Source organism: Dyella terrae (genome assembly GCF_004322705.1).
GTDB lineage: Bacteria > Pseudomonadota > Gammaproteobacteria > Xanthomonadales > Rhodanobacteraceae > Dyella_D > Dyella_D terrae.
The window spans coordinates 425725-439091 of sequence record NZ_SIZZ01000002.1 but is presented as its reverse complement, the minus strand read 5'-3'; the positions used below and the strand labels follow the sequence as shown (position 1 = coordinate 439091).

At 64.6% G+C, this 13367-nt stretch carries 8 protein-coding genes; 5 read left to right on the top strand and 3 right to left on the bottom strand.

Annotation, left to right across the window (positions count from 1 at the left end; genetic code table 11):
- Positions 1 to 329: 329 nt before the first annotated feature.
- The 3 genes from EYV96_RS12775 to rsgA all read right to left on the bottom strand — a co-directional run bounded on the left by EYV96_RS12775 (position 330) and on the right by rsgA (position 5428).
- Positions 330 to 2609, bottom strand: coding sequence for an NADP-dependent malic enzyme (locus tag EYV96_RS12775; protein ID WP_131151929.1), 2280 nt, complete (start codon positions 2607 to 2609; stop codon positions 330 to 332).
- Between the two features lie 462 nt (positions 2610 to 3071).
- A complete protein-coding gene (locus EYV96_RS12770; protein WP_131151928.1) occupies positions 3072 to 4343 on the bottom strand; it encodes a peptidase MATCAP family protein in 1272 nt (423 codons plus the stop codon).
- A gap of 29 nt (positions 4344 to 4372) precedes the next feature.
- Positions 4373 to 5428 (bottom strand): ribosome small subunit-dependent GTPase A, encoded by a 1056-nt coding sequence (gene rsgA / locus EYV96_RS12765; protein WP_131151927.1) that lies wholly within the window; start codon positions 5426 to 5428, stop codon positions 4373 to 4375.
- Between the two features lie 241 nt (positions 5429 to 5669).
- Here rsgA and EYV96_RS12760 point away from each other — a divergent pair, with 241 nt between their 5' ends.
- The 5 genes from EYV96_RS12760 to EYV96_RS12740 all read left to right on the top strand — a co-directional run bounded on the left by EYV96_RS12760 (position 5670) and on the right by EYV96_RS12740 (position 13330).
- The gene (locus EYV96_RS12760) at positions 5670 to 6908 is read left to right on the top strand and encodes an aminotransferase class I/II-fold pyridoxal phosphate-dependent enzyme (RefSeq protein ID WP_131151926.1); all 1239 of its coding nucleotides are present in this window, start codon (positions 5670 to 5672) and stop codon (positions 6906 to 6908) included.
- Positions 6905 to 7516 (top strand): SGNH/GDSL hydrolase family protein, encoded by a 612-nt coding sequence (locus EYV96_RS12755; protein ID WP_425478735.1) that lies wholly within the window; start codon positions 6905 to 6907, stop codon positions 7514 to 7516. The genes EYV96_RS12760 and EYV96_RS12755 overlap by 4 nt, the downstream gene beginning before the upstream one ends.
- A gap of 242 nt (positions 7517 to 7758) precedes the next feature.
- Positions 7759 to 8616: a UDP-2,3-diacylglucosamine diphosphatase gene (locus tag EYV96_RS12750; protein WP_131151925.1), complete on the top strand. Its 858-nt coding sequence runs from the start codon at positions 7759 to 7761 to the stop codon at positions 8614 to 8616.
- Between the two features lie 116 nt (positions 8617 to 8732).
- A complete protein-coding gene (grxD, locus tag EYV96_RS12745) occupies positions 8733 to 9656 on the top strand; it encodes a Grx4 family monothiol glutaredoxin (protein ID WP_131151924.1) in 924 nt (307 codons plus the stop codon).
- Positions 9657 to 10258: 602 nt separating this feature from the next.
- Positions 10259 to 13330, top strand: coding sequence for a TonB-dependent receptor (locus EYV96_RS12740; RefSeq protein ID WP_165488675.1), 3072 nt, complete (start codon positions 10259 to 10261; stop codon positions 13328 to 13330).
- Positions 13331 to 13367 lie beyond the last annotated feature (37 nt).

Sequence of the window (13367 nt, the reverse complement as noted above, 5' to 3'; positions counted from 1 at the left end):
AGCGCGGGTGAACGCCTGAGTTTAGCCCTCTGGAGGGCTGGCCGACAATTTGCTTTGCCATGCGGAACCGCATGTTGGAGCGCCCGCTGGGGGTGCTCCGCGAATGGTCGGCGGGAAACTGGTGGGGGTACAGCGTTTTGGCGACAGTGGTCTGGCGGGCGCGGGGGGCCGCTCGCTGCGCTCGCTGTGAAGTCGCCCGCTGGCGCGGGCTGTAAACGGTGAACGGTAAAAGCAGGGAGCGTCGCTGCAAGATGCCGAGCCCGCTCTTACTGTTTACTGTTCACAGCCAGCGAAGCTGGCGACCTCACCGCCCGCGCCACCGGCGCGGGCTACCCCCGCACAGCGCGGATCTGCGCATCCACGGCGGCAATCGCCGTCATGTTGACCACGCGGCGCGGTGTCGACGCCGGCGTGAGGATGTGAGCCGGCTTGTCGATACCCATCAGGATGGGACCGATCGCCACGCCGTCCGTCATCACGCGCACCATGTTGTACGTGATGTTGGCGGCATCGAGATTCGGCATCACGAACAGATTCGCGCGGCCCGTCAGCGTGGTATTCGGGAACATGCGCGTGCGCAGGCCCTCGTCCCATGCCGTGTCGGCCTGCATCTCACCGTCGATCTCGAGCTTGGGCACGCGATTCTTCAGCAGCTCGTACACCTTGCGCATCTTTGCCGCGCTGGCGTTTTCGTGGCTGCCGTAGTTCGAATGCGACAGCAGCGCGACCTTCGGCTCGATGCCGAACAGCTTCAGGCGGTAGCTGGCCTGCAGCGTGGCTTCGGCGATCTGTTCGGCGGTGGGATCGACCTGCACGTGGGTGTCGAGGAAGAACCACGCGCCCTGGTCGTTGATGACGCCCGTCATCGCCGACGTGCAGGACACGCCCGGATCCAGGCCGAACACGCTGCGCATGTAGCCAAGCTTCTTGTGGAAGCGACCGACCAGGCCGCAGATCATCGCGTCCGCTTCACCGCGCTCGACCATCAGCGAGGCGATCAGCGTCGGGCGCGAACGCAGCAGGTTCTTCGCCGCTGCCGGCGACACGCCGCGACGCTCGGTCAGCGCGTGGTACTGCTGCCAGTAGTCGTTGAAACGCGGATCGTCATTGATGTTGGTCAGCTCGAAATCCACGCCGGGCTTCATGCGCAGACCCAGGCGCTGGATGCGGGTTTCGATCACGTCCGGACGGCCGATCAGGATCGGGAACGCCAGACGCTCGTCGATCACCGTCTGCACCGCGCGCAATACGGTCTCTTCCTCGCCCTCGGCGTAAACCACGCGCTTGCGATCAGCACGGGCGCGCTCGTACACCGGCTTCATCAGCAGGCCGGTGCGGTAGATGAACTGGCCCAGCTTTTCCTTGTACACGTCCATGTCGGCGATCGGGCGCGTGGCGACGCCCGAATCCATGGCGGCCTGCGCCACGGCCGGCGCCAGCATCACCAGCAGGCGCGGATCGAACGGACGCGGGATCAAATAATCCACGCCGAAGGTCGGCACGTCACCGCCGTAGGCGCTCGCCAGGTCGCCGGCTTCCATGCGGGCCAGCTCGGCGATGGCGCGCACGCAGGCGAGCTTCATGGCTTCATTGATGCCCGTGGCGCCCACGTCCAGCGCGCCGCGGAAGATGTACGGGAAGCACAGGGCGTTGTTGACCTGGTTCGGGTAATCCGAGCGACCCGTCGCGATGATGCAGTCCGGGCGAACCTTCCTGGCTTCTTCCGGGGCGATCTCCGGGTTCGGGTTGGCCAGCGCCAGGATGATCGGCTTGTCGGCCATCGTGGCGACCATCTCCGGCTTGAGCACGCCACCGGCGGACAGGCCCAGGAAGATGTCGGCGCCCTCGACGATTTCAGCCAGCGTGCGCGCCTTGGTGTCACGGGCGTAGCGCTGCTTGTCCGGGTCCATGTGGTCACGGCCGGTGTAAAGCACGCCTTCGCGATCGTAGGCCAGGATGTTCTCGGGCTTCAGGCCCAGCGCCACCAGCATGTCCAGGCAGGCGATGCCGGCCGCGCCGGCACCGGCGGTGGCGAGCTTCACGTCTTCAAATTTCTTGCCGACCACTTCCAGCGCGTTGGTCACGGCGGCACCCACGATGATCGCGGTGCCGTGCTGGTCATCGTGGAATACCGGGATCTTCATGCGCTCGCGCAGCTTGCGCTCGACGATGAAGCACTCCGGCGCCTTGATGTCCTCAAGGTTGATGCCGCCGAACGTCGGTTCGAGGCTGGCAATGATGTCGACCAGCTTGTCCGGGTCGCGCTCATTGATCTCGATGTCGAACACATCGATGCCGGCGAACTTCTGGAACAGCACGCCCTTGCCTTCCATCACCGGCTTGCCGGCCAGCGGGCCGATGTCGCCCAGGCCCAGCACGGCGGTGCCATTGGTGATCACGGCCACCAGGTTGCCGCGCGCGGTCATTTCGCTGGCGGCATTGGGGTCCTCGACGATCGCTTCGCAGGCGTAGGCAACGCCCGGCGAATAGGCCAGCGACAGATCGCGCTGGGTCACCATCGCCTTGGTCGCGGTGACCTTGATCTTTCCGGGGCGCGGCTGGCGGTGGTATTCGAGGGCGGCGAGGCGAAGTTCTTCGGGGAGGGCCATGGGATGCGCTATCTGAAGGGGGATAGAGGGCCGCGAATAGCGGTATTTCGCGATGTTAACACTGCGTAAGGCCATGCCTTGTCCATACGCCTGCGTTGCGCAAACGACGCTCAGTCAACCGACAGCTGGAGCCTGCTGAATTACATCGCATGTTGCATTGCGGCACGAAAGAAGCTGCGACATGAGGTCGCAGGAGCAGGGCCGAATCGCTTCCGGTGGAAAGACGGCAACGTCGTCGCTAAAGCCCGTCACCGTCCTGCCGATAGGGTGGGTCTGGATACGATGCTTGACGGCTGGCGCGGCGCCTTCGAGGCGGGCGCATCACGCACGCCACCGCCGGATCTGCGAGCACCCTTCGACGGCCTCAACCGGCCGGCCAGGACCGGATGCTCACCGGCAACACGTTTCTGACCATCTTGGTCATGGCAACCGGCACCCTCGTGTGCCGGTTTTTTTCGCCCCTTACAGGCTGAGCGACAGCGATTCCGCCTGTACGCGTCCCATGTGGATGCGGTTGATGAACAGGGAAAAGGCGAGCTTCCCGGCCAGCCCGTGCGCATGCTGCATCCAGGGCGGAAGCCAGCGGGGTTGCGCTATTACACCCGATTCGAAATGGGGCTGCAGGCTGATCACGTCATGCAGGGCGAGCTTTCCGGCAAAGAGTTGCCGCAACATGTCCATGCGCTGTTGCTTGAACGCCCAGCGGAAAAAGGTGTGAACCGTGAGCAGCCCGCTCAGGTAAACGTTGTCCTTGGCGAACGCCGCGCCACCATCCGGTGGCACGCCACGAAACACGCGCTGCGCCGAGTGGAAGCTGTCACCGGTCGACTGGCCGCAACCCTTGAAGAACTTGTAGACCTCGACGAAATCGGCGCCATTGAGCGCCATGTCGATGGCAAGGATGCGCAGGCTGATGCGTTTGAGGCGGGAAATGTCGATGGCGCCGGACATGAGCTCGGCAAACACAGCCAGGCCTTCCTGGGTCGCCGTGACGCGCGGTGATGTCCGCGCCAGCGAAGCGAGCACGGGCTGCTCCCGGCCGTTGAGGGCGGTCAACGAATGGACGAAGGCCTCGTGGGCCAGCAGCTGGTGCTTGTCGTAGCCGCTGAAGGTCGTGCCGCCGCGCAGGCGAATGCGCGTGGCACCGGCGGCGGCCTTGGCGGTGAGTTCATCGTCCACTTCGACGCTGATCGTGCCGGCGCCGAAAAAATCGTCGAGCGACTGGGTCAGGTCCGCGCGCAACACATCGGCAGGAATATCGTTGGTGACGTCGTCGGACAGCAGGTCCGAGCCCAGCTCATCGGACAATTCGACGAAATAGCGCGCCGCATCCAGGTTGCTCCGGTCGCTGCCGGGAATGGCATCGCCGGGCCGGCCGTACAGGGAGATCGAGCGCAGAGTCACGTCATGCGTGCCGACCGCCTCGAGCATTTCGGCCGCAATGCGCCAGGATTCGGCGGTCCGGCAAAGGTATTCGCCCAGGGGATCGTCGTGCCCGGCCTCAGCCTCGATCGCGGCCAGCTCCGCGCGCACTTCGGAGAAATCCGGTGCGTGGTAGTACACCTGCGGCAACGAGAACTGCCCCCGCGCAAACTCCTCGATCATCCGGTTTTCCAGCGTGGCGGGCCACGCCACGGAGGAAAGGATGCGAATGGACTTGCACGCGCCGAGCAGGCGCTTGTCCAGGTCAGCGTAGCGTTGGATGTCGGGTGCAAGCGTGGCTGGTGCGTTCATGCCTTCCTCCGTTGACCCGTGGAGCGTACTTACTCGCGGTCGCGCGAACCACGGTGCGCATGCGGCCGCGTCGGGGGACGGCCCCCGCGCTGGCGTCGCAAGCGGGCCTCGAGCGTGGCCGCCTGTTCCTCGCGCTCGTCGCGAAGTTTCAGGTAATTGCGCCAGCGCTCGGCGGACAGTTCACCGTTGTCCAGCGCCGTTTGCACCGCACAGCCCGGCTCGCTGCCATGCCCGCAATCGGCGAACCGGCAGGTTTCGGCCAGGGCTTCGATATCGGCGAACAGGTCGAGGTTTTCCTCGCCGGTCAGCTTGAGCTCGCGCATGCCGGGCGTGTCGATCAGGCAGCCACCCGTAGGCAGTTGCAGCAAAGCGCGATGCGTCGTGGTGTGTCGCCCACGGCTGTCGTGGGCGCGCACCGCACTGGTCGCCATGCGCTCATCGCCCAGCAGGGTGTTGGTGAGCGTGGATTTGCCCGCACCGGAGGAGCCCACAAGCACGGCACTGTCGCCAGGCTGGAGGTACTGCGCCAGGATCGCCACGGATGCCGGGTCCTTGCCATTGATGGCGTGCACGGGCGTGCCAGCCGGCAATCGGGCTCGCAGCGTTTCAATCAATTCCGCACCGTCAGCACGGGTGTCGAGCTTGCTAAGGAGCACGACAGGCTGGGCGCCCGAATCTTCGATCAGCGAGAGGTAGCGCTCGATGCGTGCCGGATTGAAATCGCCGTCGAGGCCGGTCAGGACGAACACGTAGTCGATGTTGGTCGCGATGACCTGACGTTCGTAACGCTCGCCAGCCGCCGCGCGCGACAGCACGGTACGCCGGGGCAGCACCTTGGAGATATGCGGCGGGCTACCCGGCTCGACTTCCACGAAATCCCCAACGGCCGGGCGTTCGGACGGATCGAGGGTTCGCTTCAGGAAATGGCCCGCCGGCTGTGCCCCGAACAGGCTGACGCCATCGTGCAGCTCATAGCCGGCGCGGTGCTGGGCGACCACGCGGGCCAGCCGCAGGCCGCCGCCCGGCAGGGCATCGCCGCGCCAACCGACCCGGCGCAGACGTTCAATGGTCTCGGCCTCACTCATGGCCGGCGATTATGCCCTGACGGCGCGCCGGTCGGAATCCATCGGGTGGCAGGGGCCCTGCCACATCCCACGCCATTCGTACTATCGGGCCTTGCCGCGCCGAACCTCTGGCATTTGGCTGACAACGTGCGATGTAAATCGCTTGTCGTCTCGCGGGTGCCGGATGACGCTGCTAGCATGCTGACCAGCCCCCAGGCCGCCCCGGCGCGGGCCGCAAGCCTAAAAACGAAGGATCCTCACTTTGGCCTCGATCAAACCCAGCGCGCACCTGGCGGACGTCCGCTATGAAATCCGCGGTGCCCTCACGCGTCGCTCACGTGAACTGGAAGCCGCCGGCCTGCCGATCATCAAGCTCAATATCGGCAATCCCGGTCGCTATGGTTTTGACACCCCGGCCCATCTGCGTGAAGCCATCGCCGCCCACCTGCACGACAGCGAGGCCTACGGTCACGAGCAGGGCCTGGAAGAAGCCCGGGAAGCCATCGCTGCCCAGCAGCGGTTCCGTGGCGCGCGCGGCGTGGATGTCGAGCGCATCTTCGTGGGCAACGGCGTCAGCGAACTGATCGACCTGAGCCTGCGCGCCTTGCTCCAGCCCGGCGACGAAGTGCTGCTGCCGAGCCCCGATTACCCGCTCTGGAGCGCGGCCACCATTCTTAATGACGGCAAGCCGCGCTATTACCGCTGCCTTGCCGAGAATGGCCATCTGCCCGATCCGGCCGAAATCGAGTCGCTGATCAGCCCGCGCACGCGCGCGATCGTGCTGATCAATCCCAACAATCCCACGGGTGCCGTCTACCCGCGTCCGCTGCTGGAACAGATCGTCGCCATCGCGGCGCGCCATCGCCTGCTGCTGCTGAGCGACGAGATCTACGACGAAATCCTCTTCGATGGCGCCAGCTTCCATCCGCTGGCCGAGGTGGCCGGCGATGTGCCGTGCGTGAGTTTCGGCGGCCTGAGCAAGGTGCATCGCGCCTGCGGTTATCGCGTGGGCTGGATGAGCCTGTCCGGTGACCCGGCGCGCACCACGGACTATCGCGACGCCCTGCAATTGCTGGCCGCGCTGCGCCTGTGCGCCAACGTGACTGCGCAATGGGCAGTGCGTCCCGCACTGCAGTCCGCGCCGACGATCAACTCGCTCACGCAGCCAGGCGGTCGCCTGCATGAAGCGCGTCGCATGATTCTCGAAGGCGTTGCCGCAAGCCAGTATCTCGACCTGGTAACGCCGGGCGGCGCGCTGTATGCCTTCCCGCGCGTGCGTGCCGACCGCATTCCCGAATTCGATGACAACGCCTTCGCATTGCGCCTGCTGGAAGAAGAGTCGGTGCTGGTCGTGCCGGGCAGCAGCTTCAATGTGCCGCACAGCCGCCACCTGCGACTGACCTTGCTGCCGCCGGCGGACCAGATGCGCGAAGTGTTTGTGCGCATCGAGCGCGTGCTCGAACGCATGGCGGCGGATCAGACCTCGCTCGCCTTCGCGTGAGCCCGATATTGCGTTACCTCGCGCTGGGCGATTCGTACACGATTGGCGAAGGCGTCCCCGAATCGCAACGCTGGCCGGAACAACTGGTGGCATCGCTGCGTCGCCAGGGCATCGGCATCGATCGCCCCCGCATCATCGCCACCACGGGCTGGACCACCGACGAACTCGCCGCTGCCATGGAGGTGGCGCGCTTTGCGCCACCTTACGATCTGGTGAGCCTGTTGATCGGCGTCAATAATCAGTACCGCGGTCGTCCGCTGGACGAATACCGGATGCAGTTCGGTGAGTTGTTTGCCGATGCCGTGGCACTGGCCGGTCAGCGACCCTCACGCGTGCTGGTTGTGTCGATCCCCGACTGGGGTACGACGACCTTTGCGGCCGGTAGTGGTCGTGATACCGCGCGCATCGCTGTCGAACTGGATGCGTTCAATGACGTGGCGCGCGAGATCGCGGTGAATACCGGCGCAATGTGGGCCGACATCACGCCCATCTCGCGCGAACAGGTGGACCTGCTGGCCGATGACGGCCTGCATCCCTCGGGCCGGCAGTACACGCTGTGGACCCAGGTCATCGCTCCGTTGGCGGCACGGGCGCTCGGCGGTGCGTGAGGTCGCTCGCTGCGCGAGCTGTGAGGTCGCCCGCTGCGCGGAGCTGTGAACAGTAAACGGAGAAAAGCAGCGCCCGCCCAGCTTGCACGCCTTTCCGCCCTTACCGTTTACTGTTCACCGTTCACCGTTCACCGTTCCGCGCCTCCGGCGCGCCAGCCGCAACGCCACTGAAACCTCCCGGCCACGCAATCGCATAACCGCGCCACCAAACTGACGTCCCGGATCAACCGGGAGATTCCGTCATGGCGCACCTCCACTGCCGCAGCGCCTTCATCTCCGACGTGCATCTGGGCACGCCAGACTGCAAGGCCGGCTACCTGCTCGACTTCCTGCGCAAGCTTCGTTGCGAAAAGCTCTATCTGGTCGGCGATATCGTCGACATGGAAGCCCTGGCGCGCCGCTCGTGGTGGCATGCCGACCACAGCGCGGTCCTGGCCGAAGTGCTGGACATGGCCAGGCGCGGCGTCGAGGTCACCTACATTCCAGGCAACCACGATGCACCGATGCGAGGTCTCGCCGGACAGAGTTTCGGCGGCGTACGCATCGCCCTCGATGCCATCCACGAAGGGGCCGACGGCCGGCGCTACCGCGTCAGCCACGGTGACGAATTCGACCCGGAGCACGTGGGCCGCACCTGGATGCTGCATCTGGGTGAAGCCATGCACCGCTTTATTTGCTGGACGAACCGACGCGTGCACGCCATGCGGCGCCGGCTCGCCATGCCTTATCTGCCGCTGTCGATCATCGTCAAATCGCATATCGGCAAGGCGCTGGCGTACATCCGCGCCTACGAGCAACGCGTCGCCGACGACGCGCGCGCGCGCGGCATCGACGGCCACATCTGCGGCCATATCCATTTCGGCCACGTGCGCGACATGGACGGCGTGCTGTACCTCAACGACGGCGACTGGGTGGAGCACTGCACGGCCCTCGTCGAGGACAACACCGGCGCCATGGAGCTGATCCACTGGAGCGAGCAGCCTGCGGCCCTGGGGCGCGCCAGCCGGGAGCTGGTATGGCCATCGGCCGCCGCGGGACTGGCGCTGGCCCCGCTGGCCCGGCGCCAGCGCCGACTCGATGAACTGAAGTCGGCGGCCTGAGCGCCGGGCATCTCAGCACCCGGGAGACCCCTCCGGAGCAGGCGGGGTCCTTGATCCGTGGCGAAGCCGCCAGCACATCGAAGGGCTACAATTAAGGAATCCCACTGGAGCCCTCCATGTCCCTCGACAGCACCACCCGCGAACGTATCGAATCCCTGCTCAAGAACCACCGCGTGGTGCTGTTCATGAAAGGCACGCGCTCCCAGCCGATGTGCGGCTTCTCCGCGGCGGCCACCAACACGCTCAACGAGCTGCTGCCGGACTACCACACGGTCAACGTGCTGGAGGACCCGGAAATCCGCGAGGGCATCAAGGCTTACGGCGACTGGCCGACCATTCCGCAGCTGTACGTGGAGGGCGAGCTGGTCGGTGGCGCGGACATCATTCGTCAGATGTACGGTAGCGGCGAGCTGCACACGCTGTTCGGCGCCACCGCCCCGGACCGCACGGCGCCGGAAATCACCATCACCGACAAGGCCGCCGAAGCCATCCGTCAGGGCACCGCCAACGCCCAGGGCCTGGCCCTGCATCTGGAAATCGGTCCCGACCATAGCGCCGGGTTCCAACTGGCACCGCCCGGCGACCACGATATCGTGGCAACGAGCAACGGCCTGACCGTCCACTTCGACCCGGGCAGCGCCCAGCGTGCCAAGGGCATCGTGATCGACTGGGTGTCCACCGTGCAGGGTGAGGGCCTGAGCCTGAAGTTCCCGGGCGCCCAGGACATCCGCTCGCTGACGGTGCAGGAACTGCAGGCCCGGCTCGCTGCCGGCGACCTGGTGCTGGTCGACGTCCGCCCGGCCCACGGCCGCGCCCAGGCTGCCCCGCTGCCGCAGGCCCGCGTGCTGGACGACGAGGGCTATGAAGCGCTTGCTGCCCTGCCCAAGGACACGCCCATCGCGTTCATCTGCCACCACGGCGTTTCCAGCCGCGGCGTGGCCGAGCGTTTCGCAGCGCATGGTTTTACGCAGGTCTACAACGTCGAAGGCGGCATGGACGCCTGGGCTGCCGACGTCGATCCGAGCGTGCCGCGCTACTGATCGACCCGCAAGCCTGGCGCAAGCAACGGAGTCCTTCGGGGCTCCGTTTTTCGTTCGGACGTCTAAACAGGCGCTATCCGACACCCGCCAAATTGCAGAAAAATTGCATCTGAAAGTGTTCTCGTTCAGATGGCAGTTAACTACTGCATGCAGGGTTTTCACGATTGCGCCGAACGCGAAAGCGCGGCGTCAGCTGATCGAAACTAATTACCCCGGCTAAACGCAACTAATCACCGCAAGCTGACGCCAAGCTGTGGTTGCTCGCCCTATTCGTAGCTTGATGCGCTCTCTTCCGTAATTACTTGATGCGCATTTTTCGCGCCAAAACGGCACTCGCAACAATTAGCCTTCACGCCATAACCGTTGCATAACAAATGTCCCGTTCGTAGCTTCGACATCGGGCCACAAGTCATAGACGAAGACCGTTTGTGTGGTTCCCGGGTGTGGGGACATCCGGACGAATCGGGGGAGCATTTCTACCAGGGCAGGCGTCGCCGGGAGCAGATTCAGCGTCCGGGCGCGTCTTTGTCGTGGGCGCAATTCCGGTTCGATGCATGACCTCCGTGCTTGGCGCAGAACAACATCATCAACCGAGGTTGACCATGAACTTCAACAACGCAAATCGCTCTGGTCGGATCGCGCCGCAGCGAAGCCGGCTCGCGCTCGCCGTGGGCCTTTGCCTGACCCTTGCCAGTGGCATCACGTTGGCTCAGTCCAACGCCACCGGCACGATCTTCGGTCAGGCAGAACCCGGGGAGACCATCCACATTGAAAACTCGCAGACGGGTTTCAAGCGTGACCTGACGACTGACTCGGCAGGCCGCTACCGCGCCCCGTCGCTGCCTATCGGTGTCTACACCGTTAGCCTCCTGAAGGACGGCAAGCAGGTCGACTCCCGTACCGGCGTACAGACCAGCATCAGCAGCGGTACCGAGGTGTCCTTCAACATCTCGCCCGCCGCCAACGCAACGAATCTTGGCGCCGTCCAGGTCGTCGGCAATGCACTGCCCGCGATCGACGTATCGTCGGTCGACTCACGCGCTGTCATCAACGCCGACCAGCTGGCCAAGCTGCCAATCGCGCGCCAGTCGATCAGCTCGATCGCGCTGCTCGCACCGGGCACCACCCCGGCGGCACGCGGCTACGGCAACGCGCTGTCCTTCGGCGGTTCGTCCGCATCGGAAAACGCGTACTACGTCAACGGCTTCTCGATCACCAACCCGCTGACCGGCGTGAGCTCACGTCAGCTTCCGTATGACGCCATCGACCAGACGCAGGTGCTGATCGGCGGTTACGGTGCGGAATACGGTCGTTCGACCGGCGGCGTGATCAACGTCGTGACCAAGAGCGGTACCAACACGTGGAAGGGCGACCTCCAGGTGCTGTGGGCACCGGAACAGCTGGCCCAGACCCCGCGTAGCGTCTACCTGCGCAACGGCACGCTGTACCAGCGCGGCAACGGCTTTGCCGGTGACGATCGCAACGAGCTGCAGTACTCCGGCTCGATCGGCGGCCCGCTGATCAAGGACAAGTTGTTCTTCTTCGCCGCCGCCGACTGGATCCGTTCGACCGATACCGCGTGGACGCCCAAGACCGCCGGCTCGACGATCCAGAACGACACGAACAAGACGACCCGTTATCTGTACAAGTTCAACTGGAACATCACCGATAACCACATCCTCGAATTCACCGCCACGGGTGATAACGAGCAGACGGATTCGCAGATCTACCAGTACAACTACAACACCATGCAGACCATGGGTTACCTTGGTCACCAGTACACGAAGAACTACAACGGCACGCAGACCAACGCGACGCCCGGCGGTAATGTCTACATCGGTCGTTACACCGGTTACATCACCGATGACCTGACCATCAACGCGATGTACGGCAAGAGCAACTCGGATCACGTGCAGACGATCACCGGCCTGGGCGGCACGCCCTGCCCGTCCATCGTCGACAACCGCGCGATCGCCGCCACCAACCCGGCGCCGAGCTGCCAGTTCGGTAACACCACCACCCTGATGCCTGGCTCGAAGGACAGCACCTCCGGCTGGAGTTTCAACATCGACTACCGCATTGCCAGCCACAGCATCAAGCTGGGTATGGATAACTACTCGCTGCGCGCGACGTGGGGTTCCGCACCGGTGGCCGGCACGCAGTATCGCTACTTCGACGTGGGTGATGGCTCGGCCATCGTCAACCGCCTGATCAACCTGGGCCTGAATCCGAACCTCTACAACCCGGCTGACTTCGCGAACGGTTACTACGTCGAATCGACCGGCCTGAGCACGGGTACCTCGGCTCGCACGGCACAGCGCTCGCAGTACATTGAAGACACCTGGCAGATCACCGACCGCTGGATCGCGATCATCGGCCTGCGCAATGAGCAGTTCACCAACTACAACGGTGTCGGCCAGGCGTATGCCAAGGAGCGCAACCAGCTCGATCCGCGCCTGGGCTTCTCCTGGGACGTCTACGGTGACAGCTCGCTGAAGGTGTACGGCAACGCCGGTCGTTACCACCTGGGTCTGCCGACCTCGGTGGCCGTGCGTGGTGCCGGTCCGTCGACCTTCCCGTCCAACTACTACAGCTTCACCGGCATCGACCCGACCACGGGTGTGCCGACGGGCATCAGCACGGGCGCTCCGTACTCGCAGACGTTCTACAACAACGGTGCCAACGGTACGCCGCCGGATGCGAAGACGGTTTCGGTCCAGAACCTCAAGACCTACTACCAGGATGAGTTCATCCTCGGTGCCGACAAGCAGCTGGCGAACAACTGGACCGTCGGCGTCAAGACGATGTACCGCGTCCTGCGCAACCTGATCGACGATACCTGCGACTCCCGTCCGCTGCAGGCATGGGGCGATGCGAACGGCCTGCACGACCAGGTCGCCGCCGGCCTCGCCGCCAGTACCGGTTGCTGGCTGTACAACCCGGGCAATGGCGCCACCTTCACGCTGTCGCCGGCACCGGGCCAGTACCTGAGCGTCCCGCTGACCGCACGTGAAATCGGCGAGCCGAAGGCCAAGCGCCAGTACTACATGATCGACTTCTATGCCGAGCATCAGTTCAGCGACAAGTGGTACGGCAAGTTCGAGTACACCTTCTCGCGCAGCTACGGCAACTCGGAAGGTCAGCTCGACTCCGACATCGTGCAGGCCGACGTGTCCACGACGGAAAGCTGGGATGCGCCTGAGCTGATGGAGAACACCAACGGCCCGCTGGCCAACGACCAGACGCACCAGTTGCGCATCCTGGGCGTGTACCAGCCGACCGAAGAGTGGCGCTTCTCCACGGTGACGCGCATCACCTCCGGCACCCCGATCAGCTGTATCGGTGCACGTCCGCTCTCGGCCGGTGGTGACCCGGTGGGTTACGGTGCGGCGTACTTCTGGTGCAACGGCAAGCCCGCCCCGCGTGGTTCGTACGGTCGCAATCCCTGGACCTACAACATCAACCTGAGTGCAGCCTGGATCCCGGCCTTCCTGGATCACAAGTTCACGTTCACGGCGGACATCTTCAACCTGCTCGGCCACCAGACCGTGACGCAGCTGTTCCAGAGCTGCGAAAACGCCTCCGGTACCACCGTCATCAACTGCTTCCGCCCGCGTTCGTTCCAGGATCCGCGTTACGTTCGCCTGGGTGCGCGTTACGACTTCTCGCTGTAAGCGAAAGGCTTTCCATCACAAAGTGTGTCGGGCCCCA

Bases quoted from the DNA above. Each gene is read 5' to 3' on its own strand.
- rsgA (WP_131151927.1), bottom strand. From the start codon at position 5,428: ATGAGTGAGGCCGAGACCATTGAACGTCTGCGCCGGGTCGGTTGGCGC.
- EYV96_RS12775 (WP_131151929.1), bottom strand. From the start codon at position 2,609: ATGGCCCTCCCCGAAGAACTTCGCCTCGCCGCCCTCGAATACCACCGC.
- EYV96_RS12770 (WP_131151928.1), bottom strand. From the start codon at position 4,343: ATGAACGCACCAGCCACGCTTGCACCCGACATCCAACGCTACGCTGAC.
- EYV96_RS12750 (WP_131151925.1), top strand. From the start codon at position 7,759: ATGGCGCACCTCCACTGCCGCAGCGCCTTCATCTCCGACGTGCATCTG.
- grxD (WP_131151924.1), top strand. From the start codon at position 8,733: ATGTCCCTCGACAGCACCACCCGCGAACGTATCGAATCCCTGCTCAAG.
- EYV96_RS12740 (WP_165488675.1), top strand. From the start codon at position 10,259: ATGAACTTCAACAACGCAAATCGCTCTGGTCGGATCGCGCCGCAGCGA.